The organism is Brevundimonas sp., assembly GCF_965278935.1.
GTDB lineage: Bacteria > Pseudomonadota > Alphaproteobacteria > Caulobacterales > Caulobacteraceae > Brevundimonas.
In genome coordinates, this window is sequence record NZ_OZ257124.1 from 1,510,755 (window position 1) to 1,533,945 (window position 23,191).

The window sequence follows — 23,191 nt, forward strand, 5'->3', positions numbered from 1 at the left end:
ATGTCTCGGCGGGGGCTGAAGACCGGGTGCCTGGGGATCATCCCGGTGGTTTTGGCCATCGTCGTGAGCGTGACCCTTTTGCTCATCGTTCAGGGCCGGCAAACTCCCGGGGGACGCGCCGAATATGTCGCTCTCGGGAGTTCCTACGCGGCCGGCGCCGGCCTTGGGAAACTGCAGACCGGCAGCCCTTGGCTCTGTGCTCGCAGCGTCGGCGGTTATCCACAGCGCCTGGCGCGAAAGCTGGAAATGCCGGTCGTGGATATGAGCTGCGGCGGCGCCGTGACCCGACATCTGGTTCGCGGCGGCCAGTTCTTCCAGGGACCGCAGGTGCGAGTGGTCGGGCCCGGCGCCCGCCTCGTCACGATCACGATCGGCGGCAACGATGTCGGCTATGTCGGCGATCTCTCCCTGCTCGCAGCCCGCAAGGACAAGGGCCTGTTCGCGATGCTCGTCAGATCGATGTGGAAGGGTCCAAAGCCGCGGGAGGCGCGGGGTTTCGATGGATTGAAGACCGAACTGGTCGCCACGATTCGCGACGTTCGCCGGCGCGCGCCCGAGGCCACCGTCGTCGTGGCCACCTATCCTGCGATCCTGCCGCGTGCGGGAACCTGTGATGCCATCGCGCTGACCGAGACGGAGGCGGCCATGATGAGACAGGTCGGCGACGACCTCGCCGAAGTGACCCGCACCGCCGCGCGGGAAGCCGGCGCCTTGGTCGTCGACATGAATGCGCTCGGTGTCGGCCATGATGCGTGCTCGGCCTCGCCCTGGGTCACGGGCTGGAAGAAGGCAGGGCCGGCGCCGTTCCATCCGACGTCAGCCGGCGCCGAAGCCGTGGCCGAGGCGATAGCGGTCGCACTCACGCATGCAGACTAAGGCTGAGCTGCGTTTGTCAGGGGAGGGCGGAGCGGGCACTCTCCCCGCTAGCCCCGGAGCCCGCCGTTTCAAGGGACGATGCTTCCGCGCGGAGCAGAAGAGATATCCGATCCTGATCCGCGTGGCCCGTCTGCAAAGTCAGACGGCCGCATCCATCACAAAAAAAAAGGGGCGGCTCATGCGAGCCGCCCCCGTCAGTTCACCGCGTCATTCAGTCAGAACGGGCGGAAGTTGAGGCCGACGAAGAAGCGGCGGCCGTAGGGGTCGAAGTTGGAATAGAGCGTCTGGGCCAGGGCCGGGCTCTGTTCCTCATCGAAGGCGTTGACGACGCCGACGCGCACCGAGAGATCGTCACGGACCTTGTAGCGGACCGTGAAATCGTTCCGCACGAAGTTGCCGGTGTCGTTGTACTGGGTGTCGCGATTGTCGGCGTTCAGAACGAAGTCCCGATTGCGCTGGATGTTGTTCGCCGACTGCCAGTCCGCCGTCCAGTTGACGCTCCAGATCTCGTTCGGCGTGTAGGTCAGCGACGAGGTGAAGCGGACGTTGGGGAAGAACAGGTTGCCCCGGTCGCTGGTGAAGTTCGACGGCACAGCCGGGTCGAGGAAGTTCTCCTGCTCGATCAACCAGGAACCGGCGATCGAATAGTCCAGGCGACCCCAGGCGCGACCCATCATCTCGTCGAAATCATAGCCATAGCGGGCCGTGAAATCGAGACCGCGCGTCGTCAGGGCGGCGTAGTTGCCGGCGCCTTCGATGAAGCCGCCGATCGGGTCATTGGCCGGGGCGCCCAGACCGAACGGAACGGCCGGGTTGTTGCGGAAGATGACCGAGCAGGCCGCGCTGTTCAGGCTGGGTCCGCTGACGCAGTTGTTGGCTGCGGTCTGGGCCGAGATGAAGGCGATGACCTGGTTGATCTCGATCTCGTAGTAGTCGAGCACCAAGGTAAGGTTCGGGATGAAGTTGGGCTGATAAACAGTCGAGAAGGTGAAGGATTCTGATTCTTCCGGCGTCAGGAAGGGGTTGCCGCCCGTCACGCCCGAAACCCCGCCGCCGTCGTACTGCGGGTTGAAGTCGTCGGTGTTGGTCGCCGTCGTGCCGTTGAAGTCGAAGGTGCGACCCTGTTGCGCGGCCAGGGCCGTGCAGTTGGCGACGCGGTTGGCGCGGATGTCGGCGTTCTGGACGATGATGTTGGCCGTAGCGCAGGGGTCGGCGAAGCCGTTGGCGAACGTCTCTCCCAGAGGCGAGAAGTTCTCGCCGAGGTCCGGGGCGCGGAACGAGGTGTTGTAGCTCGTCTTGAACGTGATCTCCGGAACCGGACGATAGACGAGGTTCACGCCGTAGACGTCGCCCTTGCCGGCGGTGGTGTAGTCGAACGTGCGGTACGAACCGCTGAGCTCGGCGTACTCGCCCAGGAACGAGTCACGGAACAGCGGCAGGGAGGCCTCGGCGAAGAACTCGTCGCTCTGATACTCCGCGCCGGGGAAGTCCGGCCCGCCGTTGAGGAACAGGACGCGACCCGCGGTCGAGGCGTCGCGGCCCACCGCTTCGGTGTACTCGCGGCGATGCTCGTAGCCGAGAGCCACGCCGATCGCGCCGGCGCCCCAGAAGTCCCACAACTGACCGGCGACAGAGCCGATGAAGTCTTCCTGCTCGTTGCGCTCGGTGTAGGTGATCTGGGCGTTGATGTAGTCACGCGCAGCCTGGCTCTGGTTGCCGACCCCGAAGATGTTCAGCGGCTGGCACTGGGCCACGGCGGCGGCCCCTACGGCGGAGTCACGCAGGTCGTTGTTGCCGATCAGGTAGTCGTCGACGACGCCGCCCTGGGCGGCGATGACGCGCGAGCGGCAGACGATCGCGCCCCGGGCGCCCAGCACGCCGTTGGTGTCGACGATGGCGTCGGACGCCAGCAGCACGCGAAGTGCGTCCGTGCCGGTTTCGGTCTCTTCGACGTCGACCTGGCCGTAGGTGTAGGACAGGCTCCAGTCGATGTTCTTGACGAAGCTGAGCTGGTCGTAGGTCCCCTGCAGGCCGACGACGTAGCGTTGCAGCTCGCGGGTGCTGATCTGGTCGCGGTTCTCGCCGAACAGGGTGTGGCGCGCATAGGGAGCGGCGACGGTGCCGGTGGCGACGCTCGGGGCGTTGGCGGTCGGCGGCGAGTAGACGGTGATCCGGTTGTTCTGGATCGCGGTCCGCAGGTTGGACGGCAGATAGGCGTTGTCTCCCAGGTTTATCCCGAAGACGTTGAACCCGTAGGCCGGCTGGACCTCGTTCGTCCCAACGACGCCGTTGCGAATGATGAAGTCATAGAAATCGGGCTGGGACGAGAACTCGGTGTCTTCGGTCACATACTTGGCCTCCGCGAAGGCGGAGATGTTGCTGGTGATCTCGAAGTTGGCGCCGACCTGGTAACGCTGGGACTCCGACTGGGGCACGCGGGTGATGGTGCTGAAGGTCGCGGGGTTGTCGCCGTCGCCGCCGATGTTGTTGGGGCGGTTAGCGCCCGTGGCGCCGATCCGCTCACCGAAGTTGGCCAGACGCGCGGTCGTGCCGTCGAAGACGAAGGTGCGGCCTGGCTCGACCGAGTAGCAGGCGGCCGCCGTCAGGCCGGAGATGCTCAGCGAACAGTTGGCGTAGGGCACATCAGGGTCGTTGAGCGCGCTGGCCTGCTGGTTGTTGGCCAGGGTCGTCTGGCCCCAGCGCGGGCGCTGGAGCGTGACGTAGTTGGAGAACAGCTGGTTGTCGCGCACGCCGTCGTATCGGGCGGATGCGGGATCGGCATCGACGCCGAGCAGGCCACGCGACTCGCGCAGCCAGTCGATGTCGAGCGAGTTGACCGCGTCCAGCGTCTCGTACTCGGCGAAAGCGTAAAGGTTCAGACGGTCGTCGAGGAAGTTATGGCCCAGCAGGGCGGAGATGCGCTGGCTGGCCTCGCCGTCCTGGTTGATCTGGCCGTAGTTGGCGTCGATCTCGAGCCCTTCGAAATCCTTGCGGAGGACGAAGTTGAGCACGCCCGAAACGGCGTCTGCGCCGTAGATCGAGGACGCGCCGCCGGTGATGATCTCGATGTCCTGGATCAGCAGGCGGGGGATGGTGTCGACGTCGACCGAAAGCGAGCCGCCGGCCGAACCGACGTGGCGACGGCCGTCAACCAGGGTCAGGGTCCGGCCGGAACCGAGCGAACGCAGGTTGGCGAACGACAGGCCGCCGATGCCCAGCACGCCCGTCGTGTCAGACGGCACTTGCGAGTTCGACAGGGCGGGAATTGTGGCCAGATAGTCGATGACCGTCGACTGGCCGGTGGTCAGCAGTTGTTCGCGCGAGACCTGAATCAGCGGTGTGGGCGCGTTGGTCGGATCGCGACGGATGCGCGAGCCGGTGACGACGATCTCATCGACCTCGGTGGCCTGATCGACATTGACGTCGGCGACGCGGGTGTCTGCCTGGGCCGGAGCCTGGGTCCCTGCAGCCGGCGGCAATTGCGCGTCCTGAGCGAAGGTCGGCGCGGCAAAACTCAGGCTGCCGACGAGGATGGTCGACGCCAGCAGATACTTACGCATAACGAACATTGATGACCCTGAAAGGATTCAGCCGCCGGCGAATGCCCGGAAACAGCCTGGAAAGCGCCACAAACGGCTCCCGGTACGCGAGGTCAAGCGTAACCGTTCGTTTTTTCTTCGTTGATGGTGAAAAATGAGTCTTTTGCCTATCTGGAATACTTTTCCAGAAAATATCTTTGTTTGCCGTGGAACCTTAAGCCGTGTGTTGCGATCGCGCGAGGCTGGATGATTACTTCGGGCAAAGTCGCGTGGGGGGCTGTGACGATCATGATCCGACCGTGCTGCCTGGAGTGCGGCTCATGACGAAGGGAGTACCTCTCGAAGCGCCAAGCCACCGGATCGACCCCCGAGCCGGGGGCTAGCCGCGCTCGATCCGCGATACGACGGCATCGACGAGGGCATCCGTGTCGCCGTCGGTGATGAAACCGAGCGAGCGGGCGACACTGCTATCCAGCGGCGGGTGATCGCTCGAAGCCTCTCCATAGCTGACGATCAATGGATGGCCGGTGCGACGGCTGAGGGATGCGACCAGAGCGTCAATCTGAACCACCGTGGCGGGCAGGGTCCATGCGCGATGTGGCGACAGCGCCCGTGTCGGCATTCGCGCCGCGTGGACGAGGTTGTCGGCGACCGCTTCGATGCTCTGCAGCCAGATGTGCGCCCCGGGTCGGAGCGGGATGGCGATATCGCGGCCTTCGACGGCGGCGTGAAACAGGTCGCTCATCCAGGCCGTCCCGAACCCGGCATAGGCGTCGCGGGGACGCGCCACGATCCCGGCAGGCCGAACACTGCGACCATCGATCAGACCGCGTCGCGTCAGGTCAGCCAGGTAGAGCTCGACCATGGCCTTGTGCGTTCCATAAGCCCCGACGGGACGGGTCGCCGTCCGATCATCGACGGGTTCGGTGTGCACCCCAAGAGCGGCGATGGAACTGGCATAGACCACGACCGGACCGTCCATCCGAGCGACCGCGTCCAGCAAGGCGATCGATCCGTCCAGATTGACGCTTCGGCCGAGAACCGGATCGCGCTCGGCAGCCCCGCCCGGCAGGGAGGCCAGGTGGAACAGGACGTCGATCCCGTCCTCCACCAGTCGGTCACGCACGGCGAGCTCGGCGTAACTTCCCTGAACCACGGCGGCGGTCGGGTGGCTGAACGCCTGAATGTCGTTCAGGCGCAACGAGGCGAGCGAACCCAGGTCGCCTCGGTCGAGACGCCGCACCACTGAACGGCCGATGAATCCGGCGGCCCCCGTGACCGCTACCCGCAATCCTCCCATGGTCGATCAGCCCTGCACGACACGACGTCGCGCCAGCCACGCGGGCAAGCCGCTGGGCGCAGGGACGGGATGCAGTTGAGCTGTTCTCATCTGGCCTTCACATATGGTCGAAGCGAAGTCGGTCGGCTCTCATTTGCATGACGCCTGAAAGCGAAAAAGCGCCAGGCTCTCAAGACCGAGAGCCTGGCGTAGGCGGGGGTGGATCTGGCTCGGTTGACTAGAAGCTGAGGCCCAGGCGTACCCCGTAGGTGCGCGGCGGCAGATACTGGGCTGTATAAGGGCTGGACGGCGGACCGGCTGCCGAACCTCTCGCTGCGCCGGTGCCGGCGTAGAAGGCTGGGACATCCTCGTCGGTGAAGTTGTTGACGTAGCCGGTCAGGGTCCACTCGGCCCCGGAGTCCCAGGTCACCGAGGCGTAGCCCGTCGTCGCTGCGTCGGCGAGCATGTAGGGCAGGTAGTCCGACGACCCGATCCAGGACTCCCCGCGATACTGACCCCGCAGATTGGCGACGATCTCCCCGCCGTTGGACAGGGGGAAGGTCTGTTCGATACCGAAGGTGCCGGACCATTCAGGGGATTGCTGGGCGGGATAGCCGGCGGTGTTCAGACCGCCGTTCGTGAGCGACCCCGAAATCTCGGTCTCGAGATGCTGGGCGTTCAGGAACAGCCGGGTGTTGTCGGTGACCAGGAACTGGGTCTCCAACTCCTGCCCGAAGATGTCTACCGACCCGATGTTGGTCGTCAGGAAGACCGACACGACATAGGCGTTCGGCGTCCCGAACGGCGCGATCCAGTCGTCCCGTCCGAACTGCGACAGCTGCTGATCCTTGTACTCGTATTTGAACACTTCCAGGTTCACCAGCAGGCGGCGATCCATGAAACGGTTCTTCGAGCCGAAGGTCAGGGCGTTGACGTATTCGGGGTTGTAGGAGTTGCCTGTGACTGTCGTCGGCGTCGCGCCGGGAGCTCCAGGACCGAAACCGGCGAACGGGGTGGCGAAGAAGAAGCCCCCGGCCTTGTAACCGCGGCCGTAGTTCACATAGAGCAACGAATCCGGGGCGACATCCCACTCCAGTCCGGCGTTGTAGGTGACCTCCTGCCACTCGTTTTGGGTGTTGATGCTCAGGGCCGGAGGCGCGGCCGGGGTGCTGGTTCCGCCGAACGTCTTGGTGTCGTCGGTGTAGCGGGCGCCGGCCGTCAGCCTGAGGGTGTCGGTGAACTCGAACCGGCCGGACGCGAAGACCGCCCAGCTCTCGACGGTGGTGTTGATGGCCTGAACCGTCGGCCCGTTGTTCGGATAGTTGATGTAGATCCTGAAGTCGGAATCGACGTTCTCATCCAGCAGGAAGGCTCCCAGGATGTAGGAGAAGCGCTGGTCGGCATCCGACGCGAAACGCGCTTCCAAGCTGGTGGTGTCGCTGTCCTCCTTGTTGAAGACATTGGTCGCGCCGTTGGTCGTCGAGTCCAGCCGGGTCGCGCGATAGGCCGGGATCACGGTCAGAACGCCGCCGAACAGACTGGCCTCGATCAGGCCCGTCGCGCCGTAGAAGCTGTCGTCGCGGCGACCGTCGAACCGGCAGGGCGAGTTTCCGGTGGTGTAGAACCAGTCGTCGAAGTCCAGGCTTCCGGTCGACGTCGGGCTGCGATCGACGCCGTCGCAACGCTCGTTCACATCGATCCAGGCATCACCGTCCAGGGGCTGGCCGTCGGTGCTGTACTGTCGATAGGGAGGCGGTCCCGCGACCGGTCCGACGAGGGTCGAGTTCAGCAAGGTGGTGCCGCCGCCCATGCCGCCCTGGTGGTGATAGTCGACGCCGAGTTGCAGCGTCAGATCGTCCGAGGGTTCGCTGCGGACGGTGAGGCGGGCTGACTGGCCGACGTCGTCCTGTGCGCCGTTGCGATAGTAACCCTCACGGTCGATCACGCTGAACGCGCCGCGCAACGCCATCGTGTCGGACAGCGGGACGTTGAAGGCGCCGGAACCGCGCTTCAGGGCATAGTTGCCGACCTCGGCGTTCAGATAGGCGCTGGTCTCGCCGATGGCGGGCTCGCGCGGAATGATATTGACGGTGCCACCGGTCTGGTTGCGGCCATACAGGGTGCCCTGCGGCCCCTTCAGCACCTCAACCCGCGCCAGATCGTAATACAGGCCGACGGAGCCGGCGACGCGCGTGATCGGCACGCCGTCGTAGTTGAAGCCGACGGTGGAGTCGGTGACGGGGTTCAGGGTCGCATTGCCGACGCCGCGCAGACTGGTCTGCGGATAGACGTTGGACGTCTGGAAGAATTGCACCGACGGCACCAGACGGGTCAGGTCTCCCGGGTTCGTGCCGACGTTTTCGAGTTCTTCCGGCGAGACGGTGGCGACCGAAATGGCGGCGCGTTGGGCGCTTTCCGTCCTGCGCTGAGCGGTTACGATGACGTCATCCAGCGCCGTGGCGTTTCGCTGTGTGCTGGCAGTCTGGGCATCGGCGGTCTGTGCCCAAGCGTGCGGCGCGCCGGCGATGGCCACGAGGGCCGATGTCCAGACGAGCAGAGTTCTGTAAGTCATTCCAGTTGCCTCCCTATGTGTTCGCACGCTTGCTGCGCACTGGACTCGTTGGCCCGTTTCATCCCCACGTGAGCGTGGGTCTTTGTCCTGTTGTCGACGTTACGCCCCCGCGCTGTCGCTCCCGGGCGTCATGTGGAAATGTCGAGGGGCGGATCGATCGCGGACAGCGCCTTGATGTGCGCCGCCATCATCGGAAAACTCCAGCCGCCCGAGACCTTGAGCCGGAAGGTGTAGAGCAGGAACGGATGAGCCCCCGCCGCGAACATCGCGCCGTAATCCTGCGTCAGCAGCTGGCGGTGCTCTTCCGCAGTCAGAGAGCGACCTTCCAGAAAGCGCTCCGGCGCTTCCATGTAGAGCGCCGCCAGGGCGTCATCGCGTCCGACCTGCCACAGCGCCTTGTTCACGGCATAGCGGCTCATGCCCGACCTCCGTTCAGTTGGTCTTCGTTCCACTCCAACAGCGTCATCAGCGGCTGATGGGTCGACGGCACATAGTCCTTCCACGAATAGGGAGCCCCATTGGCGACCCCATAGGCGAAGACGAAGCCCAGAAAGCCCGGCGTATTGTTGCCCTGGGCATACATCTCCTCCCACGACGAATGGGCGACGATGCCGTCGACGTCGTTGTTGAACATCAGGCGATCGATGGTGCGATCCCAGTCGCTTTCGGGCTGTTGGGCATGGCGCATCATGTAGGGGCCGCCGACGCCGTTGGTCATGTGACCGGTGGCGATGACCGCGACGCGTAGTGGCTCGTCCCATTCCTCGATGATCTTGCGGACGATGCCGCCAACCTTGCGATAGCGCCGCGCGGGCGGCACCGGCGGGGCCAGGAAGTTGAGGAAGATCGGCACGACCGGCAGATCGCCCTGCGGCCGCATGAAGTTCAGTGGAACGGAGAAGGCGTGGTCGACCACGAACTCGTCAGAGTAGGCGAAATCGATCTCGTGCTCGAACCCCTGCGTCAGGATGCGGCGCGCCAGCCGACCTTCGATCGGCGCGTCATAGGGCTCCAGATTGAAGTCGGCCTGTTCGTACGCCGGCGGCCCGCTGATGCGCTCGGCCTTGCCGATGAGGAAGGGCGGCATGTTGTCCATGAAGAACTGGCACAGATGGTCGCTGCCGGCCATGACGATGCAGTCCGGCCGCGACGCCTCCAGCCCGCTGCGCATCCGGGCGATGCCGTCCAGCAGACGCCGCGCGTCGGGCGAGGCTTCGCGCACGCCCCGTGCGGCTCCCGGCAGGATCGGATCGTGGGGAACGACCGACAGGTGAACGAGCTTGGCCATCTACAATCGTCTTCCGCCGGAGGCACGGGATCGCGCCATAGGACGAGAACCACCGTCATCGACGGCATCTCAGGGGTAGGAAGGATCGGCACGGACTGTCCAATCGGCAGTTGCGATACGAGCTATCGGTAAGTGCGACTTGTGAGCCGGCAGAGCCAAATCGCATGCTGAGCCCATGATGCAGGACGGCGGACGGACATTCTCACTGGACCAGGGATCACACCGGGTTCCGCCTGACCGCTACTCCGGGACCGCGATCGTCCTGCACTGGGCCATCGCCGCGCTGGTCCTCTCGACCATTCCCCTCGGCTGGTATGGCGCGACGTTCGAGACGGCGGCGGCCCAGTCGGCGACCAATATCCACAAGTCGATCGGCATCGCCATCCTGGCCCTGACGCTTGTGCGGGTGGGATGGCGCCTGGGGCATCGACCACCCGCCCTGCCGGCCGATTACAATCCGATCCTGCGCGTCATCGCGCGGGTCTCCCACGCCCTGTTCTATGTCCTGCTCATCGTCCTGCCGTTGAGCGGATGGTGGATGAGTTCGGCCGTGCCGATGGAGCGTCATCCGTTCGGCTATGGTCCGCTGCAGGTTCCCTTCCTGCCAGTCCCGCGCGGGTGGGCTTCGGCGGGGCCGGCGCACGCGATGCACGTCAACCTGGCCTGGCTGATGATCGGCCTGGTCGCGCTGCATATCGCCGCCGCCCTGAAGCACCGGTTTATCGACAGGGATGGCGTGCTGGCCCGCATGCTGCCGCGCCGCGCCTGAGATTCAACCGACAACAATCAGAGAGACTTCAATGTCCGACACGATGACCGAGCGCACCGCGCAGGGGCGCGGTCCCCTGCAACAGAAGTTTCCGCATGAGCCGGAGCGCATCCGCAAGGCCGCGGACCTGCTGGTCAAGATGCGCAAGCGCGAGATCGAGATCCCCGGCGAGGTCGGCTTTCCCGAAGACATCCGCCCACGCAATCGCGACGAGGCCCAGCAGATGAACGACGCGGTCATCCCCCTTCTGGGATGGCCGGTGCTGGGGTGGAAATTCTACATCAACGCCACGATACAGCAGGCCCCCCTGCGCACGCCGATCTATCATATCTGGGACAGCCCGGCCGTCCTCTCGGAGAAGGATTCTCAGCACCGCTGGATCGAGCCGGAACTGGCGTTCCGCGCACTTCGCGACTTCCCGGCCCGCGACAAGCCCTACGGCTATCACGAGATCCTCGAGGGTTTCGAGGCCGTGCCGGTGTTCGAGGTGATTGGGCCGCGCTTCCGCTTCGATTCCGCAGCCCACATGCGCCAGATCGTCAACGGCTACCGGATCAACCCGCGCTTCGACGGCCTGGCGGACGGCAATGCCTCGGGCGGCTATGTCGTCGGCACGCCGGTCAAGGACTGGCAGGATCTGGACTGGCTGAAGATGCGCGTGACCATGACCGCCGGCGACGAGACCCTGGTCGATACCGTCGGGGGGCATCCCCTGGTCGATCCGTTCATCTCGATGTTCCCGCTGGTCAACATGATGCGCGAACGCGACGGGATCACAGCCGGAATGCTGATGGCGACCCACTCCTATTCCGGCTTCCTGCCGGTGCCGGCGGACGCCAGGGTGGTCTCGACCTTCAGCTATTTCGACCCGATCGAAGCCGTCTTCGCCTCGGCCAAATAGCGGAGGCCGCCATGCCGTTCGGCCAGGTTCGGGATATCCAGATCTATTACGAGATCGTCGGCGAAGGCTCGCGCCTGCTGTTCATCAACGGGACGGGCGCCGACTTGCGACGCAAACAGCCTTGGGTCGATACGCTCAACGACCATTTCACCGTGCTCCGGTTCGATCAGCGTGGCCTGGGCCAGACCGAAAAGCCCGACAAACACTACAGCATGGCCGACTATGCCGACGATGCGGCCGCCCTGATGGATCTTGTCGGCTGGGACAAGGCTTTGGTGCTGGGCGTGTCGTTCGGCGGATCGGTGGCTCAGGAGCTGGCACGGCGCCACCCCGAAAAGATCAGCAGGCTGGCGCTGGCCTGCTCCAACCCCGGCGGCGCCTACGCATATCCCCTGCTGGAGCTCAGTAAGAAGGATCCAGAGACCCGCGCCCGGACCATGCTGTCGCTGGACCTGCGCCGTTCGCTGGAATGGCAGGCGGCCCATCCCGAAGAGGCCGAGGCGATGCTGGAGCAGGGCCGCAAGCGCGGCGGAGCGGCGGACCCATCCGACCCGCACGCGGCCATGGGCGCACGCCGCCAGCTGGAGGCGCGAGAGGAGCACGACTCGATCGACTGGCTGGACCAGATCAAGGCCCCCACCGGCCTGTTCGGCGGCCGCTATGACGGCTTGGGAACGATCGCGTCCCAAGAGGCCCTATCGAAGGGCATCTCCGACGCTTCGATGCAGTTGTTCGAGGGCGCACACAGTTTCCTGAACGAGGACAAGGCCGCCATACCGGCCATCGCCGCCTTTCTGAAGGCGGATGCGAACGCCTAACCCGGCTCGACCCGCGAGCCGGGCGGCACGTCTTGGCCAATCTGCTTCAGCCTTGCGACGACCCAGGCGATGGCCGGATCGTTCGCGCTGCGGGAGGACCACTGGGCGATCTCGCGGATCGGCGGCAGATCGAATGGCATTTCCATCAGTTTCAACGGCAGGAAGTCAGCCATGTGCAGCGCCAACCGGCGGTGCACGGTGGCGATCCGGTTGGTGCCCACCAGCAAGCCGCCGACCGAGGTGAAGCTGGAGGCTACGACCTCGACACGCCGCTCGATCGATCGCGAACCCGCAGCCGAAGCTTCATAGCTGGAGGTCTGGCGGCCGAACCGCACCGAGACGTGACCCAGCTTCTGATACAGGTCCAGAGTCATCGGCCCGGTCAGAAGCGGATTGTCGCGCCAGCCGGCTACGACGAAGTCCTCCGTGAACAGCACCTCGTGGGCGTTTTCAGGCGAGATGACGCTGTCGATCCCGATCAGCAGGTCGGCATGGCCTCGCTGAATCGCGTCCAGTGGCTGTTCGACGATGGGCACGAGCTGGAAGCGGATGCCGGGGGCCTCAGTTGCACAGGCGACAATGGCGGGACGCAGCAGGATTTCGAACACATAGTCGGTCGCCATGATCGAAAGCGTACGGTCCGATGTCGTCGGATCGAACGGTTCCGGAACCATGATCGTCGAGCGGATCTGGTCCAGCACTTCTCGCACCGGGACGATAAGCGCCTCGGCGCGCGGCGTCAGCGCCATGCTGCGCCCCTGCATCACCAGCAGGTCATCCCTGAAGTACTCTCTCAGCTTGGCCAACGCTCCGCTTGCGGCGGACTGACTGAGGTGCAAGCGATCGGCCGCCAGGGATACGCCGCGTTCCTCGAGGAACGCGTCCAGCGCGATCAACAGATTCAGGTCGAGCTTTTCAAAGCGCATCGACTGACCTTAGCAGTCATCGCCCGTCCGGAAATCATGTTTGGGGCTGCTGAGCAGGTGTGCTGATCGACGCGTGTCCCTGGAATTGCTGTCAGTCGAACGCGCACTCGGCAAGCGGCGCTGATCCTGTTGAAGCGCCCTTCAACCGTACCACGCGCCGCACCTTCCGGGGTGCGTCGGACGACGCCTGAGCCGAGGCGAAGGTCGCCGCTTGAGATCATGACGACCGGCTTGCTCCATGAGCGAAGGCGTCAGGCTGAAAGTGCTTTCGCCAGAGCTAGGTCGGACTGTTCAGCACACCCGGAAACGCGACAGACGCCATCGGCATCAAGCCCTCGCCGGTGAGGTCGAGTGCTCCCAGGATCGTCGCTGCGATCTGATCGGCGCCCCAGCATTGGCCCGGAGCGGGCGAGGCTCCGACCTGGATGTGAGGTCCAATGAGGCCGATCCAGGTCTGGTCGCTGCCTCGACCCCAGTCCTGTCCGGTCAGGCGGTCCCAGGCGGTTTCGGACGATCCATGCGCAGTCCAGGCCCGGCGCTGGCGGGAACCCCGTCCGTGGTCGGTCGTGACGATCAGCGTCGTCTTGCCGGCATAGAAGGGGTCCGACTGGGCCGTGCGCCACAGTTCGGCGATGAAGGCGTCGGTGCGTTCGGCGCTGGTCAGATAGGCGTCGTAGTCGGCGTCGTGGGCGAAATCGTCGGTCTCGCCATAGGCCACATAAAGCAGGCGCGGCTTGTCGTGTTTCAGGCTCAGCAGGGCAGCCTGATGGGTGAAGGCGTCCAGTCGCACGCCGGCCCACTGACGGGGCGTGGTCATCATCAGGGAGTTGAGCATGGCGGTCTCGGGACGGCCGTCGTCGGGCAGGGGGCTGTAGCCGGCATTGACCGGCACGCCCGACCGCTCGGTGTTGATGATGAAGGGAAAGACGTCCCACGACCCGAAGGCGCGGACCCGTCCGCGGAAGCCGTCGAGACGGTTGACGGTCTCCAGCACCGTGACGTTGGGATTGAGACGTTTGTCGTTGGAATCGATGGCCGGGTCGGCGCGGCCGGTCAGGATTTCGTTGTAACCGGGATACGAGAACCAGTGCGGGTTCGTGACCCGCATGCACGACCCCGCGAGGCGGTCGCCGGCCAGCACGCCTTGCGACGCCATTGGACCGTTCAGGAAGGGCATCAGGGCGGCGGCGGGATCGGCGGGCTCCAGATAGCGCGCGCGGATGTCGTCGGGCTCGTCGGTGACGCTCTCGTCGTCGATCAGCCGCGCCTCTGCGCCGTGGAAGACCTCCTGCCAGCGCAGGCCGTCGACGGTGACCAGGATCACCTTCTGGTCGTCCTGGGCCCAGGCAGGGGCACACGCCCACAGGCTGGTGATCAGGGCGACAGCCGTGGCTGTGACGAGGCGGATCATGGGGCGGGGTCCTGCGAAGTCGGGCTGAGATAGACGGGATTTCCGACGAGGATCAGATGGCCTTGACGGTCGCGGACATCGGCGCGGATCCACCGGGCCGCAGGGTTCGCTTCGCCCGTTATGGCGATCGTCTGTTGCGCTTCCGTGTCGGCAAGGGCGACCGGCGCCGGGGATGATTGCCCACCGATCAGCAATGTCACCGCGCCCTCCGGGATGCCTCGGATTGTCAGAGTGGCCTCGAAGACCAGGGTTGCGCTCGCGGGATCGCGGGTCAGGGTCTGGCCCATCAGAGCCGACTGCGTGCCAGAGCGGACCGACAGATCCAGCAGCCGTCCGGGGCCGTCGCCCAGGTCGATGAAGACCCGTCCGGCACGTAGTCCCGCAAGAATGCCCGCCTGCGAAAGTTCCTGCGCATGGACGACCGTGGTGGGTCGTCCGACCGGCGACTGCGGTCCGATCGGCGGATCCGCCTCCAGATGCTGGACGGCGTCGTGGTTGTCCGAGCCGGCGATCCCGGTCAGCCGGTACCCCCGGCTGAGTAGATCCTGCCAGTAGCTCAAGTGAAAGGCGGCCCCGGCCTCCGGTCCTGCGGGCAGTTCGGCGATGGTGCCGCCGCCGACCGCCTCGATGCCGTCCAGAAGGGAGAAATCGGTTTCCGGCGCGGTCCAGCCGCAACCGACGCAGTCGGGGCCGGAGGGCAGGGCGGGGTGATTGATCGACAGGAAACCGCCGGTGGCATGGGCGGCGGCCAGCAGGACGTTGGCGGTTTCCGCGCCGGCGCGGCCGAGGTCGGTTTCCAGCGGATCCATCGATCCGATCAGGTTGGCGTGGCCCAGGGTCGTGGTGATCTCACGGCCGGGCAGCAGCAGCAGGGTATCGAAATAGGCGGCGAGCTCGCCCATCGGTGCGAAATGGGACGTCACGTTGTGATCGGTGACGGAGATGAAATCGAGCTGGCGACCGACCGCCTGCTGGAGCGTCAGGAACAGGGGACAGGGGGTGGAGCGGCCGCCCAGACTGCGGCAGGCCGCGTCGCTGTGGCCGGTGTGGGCATGCAGGTCGCCGCGATACCAGCCCGGCGTCGCCGCCACGGGCACGCTCGAATAGGCATCCATGGCGGGATCAGTCTGCTGACCCAGATCGATGCGGACCTGGTAGGGCACCCGGGCGTCCGCCCGGATCTGCGGCACCGTGACGGCGATCCGCCAGCGACCGGACGGCATGGGGCCGGGATTGAAGGACGGCGTCGCGAAGGACTCGGCCACGGTGAAGTCGCGCTTCACACCGCCACCCCAGCCCCGGAAGTGGTCGGGATCGTACAGGCCGAGCCAGACCGAGGCGCCGGCCTGGCGGTCGAAGACGAACCTGACGCGGACACTGCGGGTGCCGGCCGGAACGTCGAAGGGAATGTCGAAGGTGGTGGCGCCGGCGGCGCCGTTCAGCACGCCGTCGATGACAATGTCGGACGGCCTGTCCACGGCGTCCTGAGCCCATGCCGGCGCACCGGTGAACAGGGCGAGGATCAGGATGATCAGACAGGACAATTTCGGCATCGGCACGCTCCGGACAGGATCAGGAAATCCCCCGCCGGGACCTCGGTCGCGGCGGGGGCTGAACGAGGTGGACTTTAGAAGTTCGCGGTCAGGCTGATCTGGAACACGCGGCCGGTTTCCAGGTAGCCGCCGTTCCGGTCGTTCGCGATGTAGGTCTTGTCCTCACCGATCGTGGTCCAATAGGTCTCGGTATCCAGCAGGTTGCGGACCGACACCCCGACCTCGACCATCTGGGTGACCGAATAGGCGACACCCAGATTCAGCTGGCTGAGCGGCTGGATGAAGACGTCCGGCTGGGTGTTCTGGATCGCGGCCAGACGCTTGCTCGTGTAGTTGTACCAGAGGTTGGCGCGCAGCCCGCCCATCTCATAGAACAGCTCGGCGTTGTAGATCAGGTCCGGGGCCTGGGGCAGCATGCCGGTCCGGGTTTCCGTGGCGGAGACGCGATAGTCGGCCTCGGTCTCCTGCACGGTCACATTGCCGCCGATGCCGAAGCCCGACAGCGGGCCACCGTCCAGCACGTCGGCGAGGCTGTAGCGTCCCGACAGTTCGATCCCCGTCGCGGTTCCGGTCAGGCCGTTCTCGGGGCGGCTGTAGGTGATGCCGCCGATGACCGTGGGCACGTTGATGCTGGTGACCAGCAGGTTCTCAAGTTCCTTGTGATAGACCGCCGCCTGGAAGGCCGTGCCGTCCTGGCCATAATATTCCAGGCCCAGATCGTAGTTCCAGGACTCCACCGGAGCGAGGTCGGGATTGGGCTGGGAAATGGCGATGATCGCGCCGCCGCCGTCGCGGTTGATGCTGGTCGGGCCGGCGAGCTGGTTGAACGCAGGACGGCTGTAGCTGGAGCGAGCGGCGCCCCGAACCACGATCTGGTCGTTCGGACGCCAGACGGCTAGAAGGCTCGGATCGAAGTGGTCGTACTGGCGATCGGAGGACACGAACCGTGCCCCGTCCGCATCGTTCAGATAGAACCGGGCATCGAAGCTGTTGTCCTCGTAACGCAGGCCCGGAACGATCTCCAGGTCGCCGAACGTCAGGGTCGCGGTCGCATAGGCGGCGGCGCGGCTTTCCTCGCCGCTGGACAGACCGCGGTTGACCTCGAGCGTGGTCGGCTGGTCGATCGAGACGTAACGATCGATCTGGGACTGGATGAAATCACGATCGACCAGGATCATCGGGCGAGCGATGGCGGACCCCATGAATGTGGCCAGCTGGACGCCGGGAACCTGGGCCAGGGTCGGGCCGACCACGACGGCGCCGTTATACAGGGTACCGCTCTGGGTCGGCGTGCGGAAGCTGAACAGGCGATCGTCGCCGTCCAGAATGCGCCCGTCGCGGTTGGACTTTTCGTACAGGCCGCCGACGGCGACGCTGTTGAGAACGCCTGTGCCGGTCCAGGTCAGATCGCCCTTCACCGTGGACTTGTCTTCCGACAGATATTCGTAGCCCTCGACGATATAGCGTTGGGGTTGGCCGCTCAGGTCGGCGGCATAGGCCGTCGCGCCTGCGGACAGGATCGGCTGGGGCGAGCGCGGGTTCGACAGGTCCAGCGTCAGGCCTTCACGCGCGACGCCCGTGTTGCCGGGCGTGCCGATGTAGGAGATCGCGCGCCAGCCGGCCTGGATGCGCTGAGGCGAGTCGAAACGGCCGTCGGCATAGGCAGCTTCCAGCGACGCAGTCAGCGAACCGAAGTGATACTTGCCGCCGATCTGGGCCGAGAACATCTCCTGCTCGACGTCCTCGGTGCGGTAGTAGTTGGCCGGGTTGATGCCATAGGGCGTGTAGACGCCCGCGGCGTTGTAGCCATTGCCGCCGGGGTTGGTGCCGGCATTGGGGTTGGTCTGGACGACGACCGGCGTCACTCCGGCGATCGAGTTGGTCAGCTCGTTGCGCAGACCCGACTGGTTCATGTCGTTGGTGTTGTTGTAGGCGGCGTAGTTGATGCGGGCGAACAGCTCCAGGTCCGCCGTGCGATAGTCGAGGGCCGTCGTCAGGCCGTAACGTTCGATCCTGGTGTTGAAGAAATTCCACTGGATGCCGATGCCCGACAGGGCGTCGCCGTTCTGACGGGCATTGCCGACGCCGCCCTGGGTCGGGCGATATTCGCTTTGAACCGCGACGGATTCCGCCGCGTTGTCGCGCTTCTCGTAATAGGTCGCGGCATAGAGGCCGAACTGGTCGTTGCTGCCGAAGCGGCGGGCGGCGTCGATGCCGATGGCGCCGCCGAGTGCGTCCTGATCGCGGTCATAGGCCAGCTGGGCCAGTTGACCCAAGGCGCGGAAGCGGGTCATCGGCCCGTTGAAATCGAAGGCGCTGGGGGTGGTCAGATCGACCGTGCCGGCGATGGAGTCGGCGTCCTTGGTCGCGCCCGGCGTCTTGTCCAGGTTGATGCCGCCGACCGCGAACGGCGAGAACAGGTTCAGCGAGATCGAGCGTCCGCCCGAGGTCTGCGGAAGGCGCAGGCCGTCCAGGGTGTAGGCGTTGTAGGCGGTGTCGAAGCCGCGGATGGTGGCGTACTGGGCCTCGCCCGTGGCGGTCTGGTTGCGGCCCTGGTCGAAGCCGACGGACACGCCGGGGAGGCGGCGCGCCAGGTCGGCGATGTTGGTCTGGCTGTTCAGGCTGATGTCGCCGGTCTCGACGATGTCGATCGTTTCGATCTGGGCGCGTTCCTGCTCGATCGCAGCCACGTTGCGTCGGCCGGTCACGACGATCTCGCCGACCGTGGTCGCCTGCTGATCCAGCGGATCGACCACCGGTTCGGCGGCGAAGGAGGGCGAAGCCAAGGCGACCAGGATCGCGGTCAGGCTGGTGGAAGCCGCGAGACGGCCGAATCTGATGTCGAACATAGTATCCCCTGTCGGCATCGACGCCGGGGCGCTCCCGGTCGTTCGTGATGCTCGACAGGCAGAACGAGGGCTCGGGCACACCCCCCGAAATCTTCGTGAAACCTTCACGATGGGGCGCGAGGTCGATCCTCAGCCGTCGGTCGGCGAGACCCGGATGCCGTCGGCGACGGTGGTGGTGCGGACCGGCAGAACGCTCTCCAGCGCCATCGTCCATTCCTGGGGTCGGTCCACCCGCAGGACGCCCGAGAACCTGAGGCGCGCCACCTCGGGCGATGCGAATGACAGCGTCCGGCCCGTGTGGCGCAGAAGGCCCGACGCGACCTCCGCCAGAGGGACGTCGTCGAAGACCAGTCGCCCCTCGGTCCAGGCGGCGGCCCCGTCGATGTCGATCTGGACCACGCCTGGGTTGCGGTGTTGTCTGAAGCCTTGGCCCGGCTCCAGGATCACACCCTCCCCGCCGTCGAGGGGCTCGACCCGCAGTCGTCCGTCCAGCAGATCGACCCGCAGGCCCTCGGGATCGGGCGTCACGTTGAACCGGGTGCCCAGCACCGTCAGCCGTTGCTCGCCCGTCGTGATGACGAAGGGGCGCTCTGCGTCGTGCGCCACGTCGAAAAAGGCTTCTCCCGTCAGCCGATCGACGGTGCGGCTCCGACCGTCCATTTCGACCCGCATCCGGCTGCCCCGGCTCAGCGTCACTTGGCTGCCGTCGGCCAGAGCGACGATTCGCACGGAGTCTGACGGCGCCGCGTAGACGATCGAGTCCGCCGGTCGGAAGGCCCATACGCCCAGCCCAATGGCGGCGACCAGCACGACGGCGGCGGACAGAACCCATCGCCGGTCGGGGCGCGCCGACAGGGTGGCTTTGGAGGGTGTCTTCACTCCGGCGACCGCGCTCAGCATCCAGACGTCGCCCAGATCCCTGACCCGCGCCAAGGCCTCGGGCGAGGCGGCGCAGAGGGCGTCGAGGCGGGCGGCTTCGTCCGGGCTCAGCCGGCCCTGAAGTCCGCGCAAGGCCAGTCGTTCCACCTCGTCCAGGGGAGCCTCGGCTTGATCGTTCGCCGCGACGGGATCAACCATCCCGGTCTCGCCCCAGTTTCTGGCGGAGATGGGCCACGGCGTGGGCCACGCTCTTCTCGGCCGAGCTGACGGAAATCCTTAACCGACGCGCGACCTCTTCGTGACTGAGTTGCTCGAACCGGTTCAAGATAAAGGCCTTCCTCCAGCTCTCCCTCATGGCGGGAAGTTCATTCAGCATAACGTTGAGGGCCTGACGATCCGCAAAAATCGTTTCGGGTGACGGCTCGTCTGCCCCGTGCTCCGGGTCCAGATCGACGCCTTTCGCTGTCGGTTGCGTCATCGACCGACGGTGATGATCGATCAGGACGCTGGAGGCGGCGCTGAAGACGTATCCGTCCGACAGGTCGGCGCCGTCGGCATCCATCTTTCGCAGCAGCTTCAGGAACACGTCCTGAACCATGTCCTCCGCGTCCGGAACGGCGACGCCGCGCTTTCGGAAATACTGGATCAGCGGGCGGCGAAAACGCGCGACCAGAGCGTCGAACCGCCGGGCCCGCGCCAGCAGGGTCGAGGCGCTTAACGGGGGCGACGGCGTCACCATGCGTCCGGTCGCCAGCGCAGGCTAACTTGAACTGTTCGCCCGAAGGCGTTGATCTCCTTGGGCTGATCCTCGGTCACGCCATACAGATATTTGCGGGCGCCGGTCAGGTTGGAGCCTTCCGCCACCAGAGTCAGGCCGGGCGAGATCGACCATGCGATCTGGGCGTCGAGCAGGCCGAGCGGGGCGACATATTCCTCGCCGACGGTCGTGCTGCCGTAGCTGTTCAGATACCGATCGCGCCAGAACCAGCCGATATTGGCCGTTACGTCCTGGCCTTCGTAGCCGGCGGTCAGGGTCAGGCTGGACCGCGACAGGCCCACCAGCTGATCGACGATCTCGCGGTTCCCGGCCCGGAATGATGATGCCGCGTCGGTCGCCGTATAGGCCCCGCCTACCGTGAGCCTGCCCGGCAGGCTATCCGGCAGCGGGATACGCCCTCGCATCGCCAGTTCCAGGCCCGACAAGGTCGCCTCGCCCCCATTGACCGTGGTGGACAGCTCAAGGCTACGGCCCGCGAGAACGATCGGGCGATCTTCAGAGGTCGTGAACGGGGCCAGGTGTTTGCGAAACACCGCGATCGAAAAGACGTGCGCCGGGCTGGCGTACCATTCCAGCCCCAGGTCGAACGCGTCCGCTGCATAGGGCGCGAGATCCGGATTGCCGCCCGACGCCAGGCCGTTGTCGAACGAGGCCGTCAGGCGCGGGGCGATGTCGGTCAGGTTGGCCGGCGTCGTGACGCGCGCCGCCGAGACCCTTGCCACCAAATCGGGCCTCAGCTCGGCCTTGACGTTCAGGCTGGGCAACCATGCCCCGTCCGTGTGTTCGAAGCCGATCGGAAGGCCCAGAGCGCCGTCGTCGAGAAACCCCTGAGACGTCTGGCGGGTCACGCTTCGTCTCAGACCCAGGATGCCGTCGACCGGCACGCCCGCGACCATCACGCCGGCGCCCGCCTCGACATAGGCCGCGCAGACCATCTCCTGGACGCTGTAGGATGCGGCCCGGTCCTGAACAGTCGGATCCGACGCCGCGACGGCCGTCGTGAACAGGGCGGCGTGGTAGGCGTCGGCCGTTGGTGACAGCCACACGCGCGGCCCGCCACCCGCGACGCCCGACAAAAAATCGTCGAACGGCAGGGTCTGATAGAAGGTCGGGCCCAGTGCCGACAGGGGGACGCCCTTCAGCCCGTCGAGGAACCAGTCCCTGCGGCGATAGTCCCGCGTGCGTCTCTGCGCGAAAACGCCGGCGCGCAACACGCTGACCGGCCCCGGCAGGCGCCGCTCCAGATCCAGCCGCCCGGCGGCGTCCGTATCCACCGACCTCTTGGGTGCATAGCCGTAGGTCCAGCCCGAAAAAGTGGCCGGGTCTGTGTAGTCTGCCGTTGTGTCGAGCGTGGGCAGGACGCGATAGCCGCCGGAAAAATCGAACGTCAGAGGCGCTGTGAATGCCAGCCGGCTGCGCGACGTCGCACGCCCCTTGGGATGGCCGCTTTCCGCTCGTGACCAGGCCAGGTCGCCGGTGACGCCCCAGGTTTCGGCGATGTAGGTGTGTTTTGCCCCGATGGAGATCAGGTCGTGGCGATTGAGGCTGGTCTCATGCGAGGCCAGCCACCGGACGTTCTCGATCCGGCCCGCCGCGACGGTATTGCCGATCAGACGCTGTGAGCCCGGGACCAAGCGAGCTCCGTCCGCCTGCGGATAGCTGTCCAGGCCGAACTCGTCGTAGGTGACCTCCAGACGGTTCGCCAGCAAGTCCACCTCCGTCAGATGTCCCCGCGCGGGTCGCCATTGCAGGGTCAGGTTCAACGCCTGCTGACGTCGTCCCTCCAGCTCGATCGTCGGCCTGACCCGGCCGGGGACATAGAGGTCAGGTCCCACGACTTCGCCGAACGGGCCCCGCATCCAGTGGAACTGAAAGAACCGATCGTTTCGGACCTGGCGCGTCTCGACCAAGGCGGAGGCCAGCAGGCCCAGATCGCCGTCGCCGCGCACCCAGCTGACCGACCCCGACGCGCCATAGCCTGGGCCGTCGCTCAGGCTGTTGTCGGCGACGTGCGTCGACATCGCGCCGCCGGTCCCCACCGTCAGGGGGCGGGGTGTCCGCAGGTCGATGGTGACGCCGACGGCGCCGCCCTGGTCCGATGCGATCGCGGTCTTCTTGACCACGATGTCGGAGATGAACTCACCGGGCAGGGCCTCGAACCGAAAGCTGCGGCCGCGCGGACCGCCGTTCTCGACCAGTTCGTTCAGGGCCAGGCTGCGTCCATTGACCTGAACGAGCTGAAAGGGGCTATCCAGGCCTCTTGCCGTGACGTGCAGTCCCGTACCCCTTTGGGTGTCCAGCTGGATTCCGGGGGCCAGGCGCAGAGCCTCCGCGACCGAGGCCGTCGGCAAGGCTGTGATCTGTCCCGACGACAGGGTCTCTATGCTCTGAGCCGAAAACCGCTCCAGCCAGACGCCGGACAGATCCTGTCGGTTGGACGGAGCGATGACGATGATGTCGGCCAACTGGCTTGGACCATCCTCGCCGTCCGACGTTGATCCCTGAATCTCAGGCCGTCCAGACGGAGCCGATACGGTGAGGGCGTACAAGCCGCCGCCGAGCGAAACCAGATCCAGCCCCGCGCTCTCGGCCAGCCGACGAAGGTCCGCGCGTGCGTTGGCCGAGCGCGCAAAACCCGGGGTGCAACGATCGCGAACGCGCGTGGGATTGAACACCACGCGCAGGTCAGAGCGACGAGACAGGCTCAGAAGTTCGCCGCCAAGCGTAGGGCCGACGCATACCCCTGCGGCCGC

16 protein-coding genes are annotated in these 23,191 nt (G+C 65.8%); 4 read left to right on the forward strand and 12 right to left on the reverse strand.

What is annotated here, in order from left to right; genetic code table 11:
• Positions 1-45: 45 nt before the first annotated feature.
• Positions 46-876: an SGNH/GDSL hydrolase family protein gene (locus ACQY68_RS07430; protein ID WP_428152409.1), complete on the forward strand. Its 831-nt coding sequence runs from the start codon at positions 46-48 to the stop codon at positions 874-876.
• Positions 877-1,091: 215 nt separating this feature from the next.
• On the opposite strand, the gene ACQY68_RS07435 is transcribed toward ACQY68_RS07430, so the two are convergent.
• The 5 genes from ACQY68_RS07435 to ACQY68_RS07455 all read right to left on the reverse strand — a co-directional run bounded on the left by ACQY68_RS07435 (position 1,092) and on the right by ACQY68_RS07455 (position 9,554).
• The gene (locus ACQY68_RS07435) at positions 1,092-4,445 is read right to left on the reverse strand and encodes a TonB-dependent receptor domain-containing protein (protein WP_428152410.1); all 3,354 of its coding nucleotides are present in this window, start codon (positions 4,443-4,445) and stop codon (positions 1,092-1,094) included.
• Positions 4,446-4,794: 349 nt separating this feature from the next.
• A complete protein-coding gene (locus ACQY68_RS07440) occupies positions 4,795-5,658 on the reverse strand; it encodes an NAD-dependent epimerase/dehydratase family protein (protein WP_428152411.1) in 864 nt (287 codons plus the stop codon).
• Positions 5,659-5,932: 274 nt separating this feature from the next.
• Positions 5,933-8,266 (reverse strand): TonB-dependent receptor, encoded by a 2,334-nt coding sequence (locus ACQY68_RS07445; RefSeq protein ID WP_428152412.1) that lies wholly within the window; start codon positions 8,264-8,266, stop codon positions 5,933-5,935.
• A 128-nt stretch (positions 8,267-8,394) separates the two neighbouring features.
• A complete protein-coding gene (locus ACQY68_RS07450) occupies positions 8,395-8,685 on the reverse strand; it encodes a hypothetical protein (RefSeq protein WP_428152413.1) in 291 nt (96 codons plus the stop codon).
• Entirely contained in the window at positions 8,682-9,554 is an 873-nt protein-coding gene (locus ACQY68_RS07455) for a hypothetical protein (RefSeq protein ID WP_428152414.1), read from the reverse strand. Before ACQY68_RS07455 ends, ACQY68_RS07450 begins: the two co-directional genes overlap by 4 nt.
• Positions 9,555-9,729: 175 nt before the next feature.
• On the opposite strand from ACQY68_RS07455, the gene ACQY68_RS07460 reads away from it, so the two are divergent.
• From ACQY68_RS07460 to ACQY68_RS07470, 3 genes are read left to right on the forward strand one after another with little or no spacing between them, the layout of a single operon-like run.
• Positions 9,730-10,323 (forward strand): cytochrome b, encoded by a 594-nt coding sequence (locus ACQY68_RS07460; protein WP_428152415.1) that lies wholly within the window; start codon positions 9,730-9,732, stop codon positions 10,321-10,323.
• A 31-nt stretch (positions 10,324-10,354) separates the two neighbouring features.
• Positions 10,355-11,224 carry a hypothetical protein gene (locus ACQY68_RS07465; RefSeq protein WP_428152416.1) on the forward strand — a complete coding sequence of 290 codons (870 nt, stop codon included), beginning with the start codon at positions 10,355-10,357 and terminating at the stop codon, positions 11,222-11,224.
• Positions 11,225-11,235: 11 nt separating this feature from the next.
• Positions 11,236-12,042, forward strand: coding sequence for an alpha/beta fold hydrolase (locus ACQY68_RS07470; RefSeq protein ID WP_428152417.1), 807 nt, complete (start codon positions 11,236-11,238; stop codon positions 12,040-12,042).
• Here ACQY68_RS07470 and ACQY68_RS07475 read toward each other — a convergent pair.
• The 7 genes from ACQY68_RS07475 to ACQY68_RS07505 all read right to left on the reverse strand — a co-directional run bounded on the left by ACQY68_RS07475 (position 12,039) and on the right by ACQY68_RS07505 (position 22,903).
• Complete coding sequence (locus ACQY68_RS07475; RefSeq protein ID WP_428152418.1) at positions 12,039-12,968, reverse strand: LysR family transcriptional regulator; 930 nt, start codon at positions 12,966-12,968, stop codon at positions 12,039-12,041. The genes ACQY68_RS07470 and ACQY68_RS07475 overlap by 4 nt on opposite strands.
• Before the next feature lie 277 nt (positions 12,969-13,245).
• Positions 13,246-14,379, reverse strand: a complete 1,134-nt coding sequence (locus tag ACQY68_RS07480) for an alkaline phosphatase family protein (RefSeq protein WP_428152419.1) — start codon at positions 14,377-14,379, stop codon at positions 13,246-13,248.
• Positions 14,376-15,932: a CehA/McbA family metallohydrolase gene (locus tag ACQY68_RS07485; RefSeq protein ID WP_428152420.1), complete on the reverse strand. Its 1,557-nt coding sequence runs from the start codon at positions 15,930-15,932 to the stop codon at positions 14,376-14,378. The genes ACQY68_RS07480 and ACQY68_RS07485 overlap by 4 nt, the downstream gene beginning before the upstream one ends.
• A gap of 74 nt (positions 15,933-16,006) precedes the next feature.
• A complete protein-coding gene (locus ACQY68_RS07490; protein WP_428152421.1) occupies positions 16,007-18,781 on the reverse strand; it encodes a TonB-dependent receptor in 2,775 nt (924 codons plus the stop codon).
• A 129-nt stretch (positions 18,782-18,910) separates the two neighbouring features.
• Entirely contained in the window at positions 18,911-19,858 is a 948-nt protein-coding gene (locus ACQY68_RS07495; RefSeq protein WP_428152422.1) for a FecR family protein, read from the reverse strand.
• The gene (locus ACQY68_RS07500) at positions 19,851-20,396 is read right to left on the reverse strand and encodes an RNA polymerase sigma factor (RefSeq protein ID WP_428152423.1); all 546 of its coding nucleotides are present in this window, start codon (positions 20,394-20,396) and stop codon (positions 19,851-19,853) included. The genes ACQY68_RS07495 and ACQY68_RS07500 overlap by 8 nt, the downstream gene beginning before the upstream one ends.
• Positions 20,393-22,903, reverse strand: a complete 2,511-nt coding sequence (locus ACQY68_RS07505; protein ID WP_428152424.1) for a TonB-dependent receptor — start codon at positions 22,901-22,903, stop codon at positions 20,393-20,395. The genes ACQY68_RS07500 and ACQY68_RS07505 overlap by 4 nt, the downstream gene beginning before the upstream one ends.
• Positions 22,904-23,191 lie beyond the last annotated feature (288 nt).

Coding starts and splice junctions, on each gene's coding strand:
- ACQY68_RS07450 (WP_428152413.1), bottom strand. CDS start 8,685: ATGAGCCGCTATGCCGTGAACAAGGCGCTGTGGCAGGTCGGACGCGAT.
- ACQY68_RS07460 (WP_428152415.1), top strand. CDS start 9,730: ATGATGCAGGACGGCGGACGGACATTCTCACTGGACCAGGGATCACAC.
- ACQY68_RS07435 (WP_428152410.1), bottom strand. CDS start 4,445: ATGTTCGTTATGCGTAAGTATCTGCTGGCGTCGACCATCCTCGTCGGC.
- ACQY68_RS07455 (WP_428152414.1), bottom strand. CDS start 9,554: ATGGCCAAGCTCGTTCACCTGTCGGTCGTTCCCCACGATCCGATCCTG.
- ACQY68_RS07490 (WP_428152421.1), bottom strand. CDS start 18,781: ATGTTCGACATCAGATTCGGCCGTCTCGCGGCTTCCACCAGCCTGACC.
- ACQY68_RS07485 (WP_428152420.1), bottom strand. CDS start 15,932: ATGCCGAAATTGTCCTGTCTGATCATCCTGATCCTCGCCCTGTTCACC.
- ACQY68_RS07445 (WP_428152412.1), bottom strand. CDS start 8,266: ATGACTTACAGAACTCTGCTCGTCTGGACATCGGCCCTCGTGGCCATC.
- ACQY68_RS07495 (WP_428152422.1), bottom strand. CDS start 19,858: ATGGTTGATCCCGTCGCGGCGAACGATCAAGCCGAGGCTCCCCTGGAC.
- ACQY68_RS07470 (WP_428152417.1), top strand. CDS start 11,236: ATGCCGTTCGGCCAGGTTCGGGATATCCAGATCTATTACGAGATCGTC.
- ACQY68_RS07465 (WP_428152416.1), top strand. CDS start 10,355: ATGTCCGACACGATGACCGAGCGCACCGCGCAGGGGCGCGGTCCCCTG.
- ACQY68_RS07475 (WP_428152418.1), bottom strand. CDS start 12,968: ATGCGCTTTGAAAAGCTCGACCTGAATCTGTTGATCGCGCTGGACGCG.
- ACQY68_RS07480 (WP_428152419.1), bottom strand. CDS start 14,379: ATGATCCGCCTCGTCACAGCCACGGCTGTCGCCCTGATCACCAGCCTG.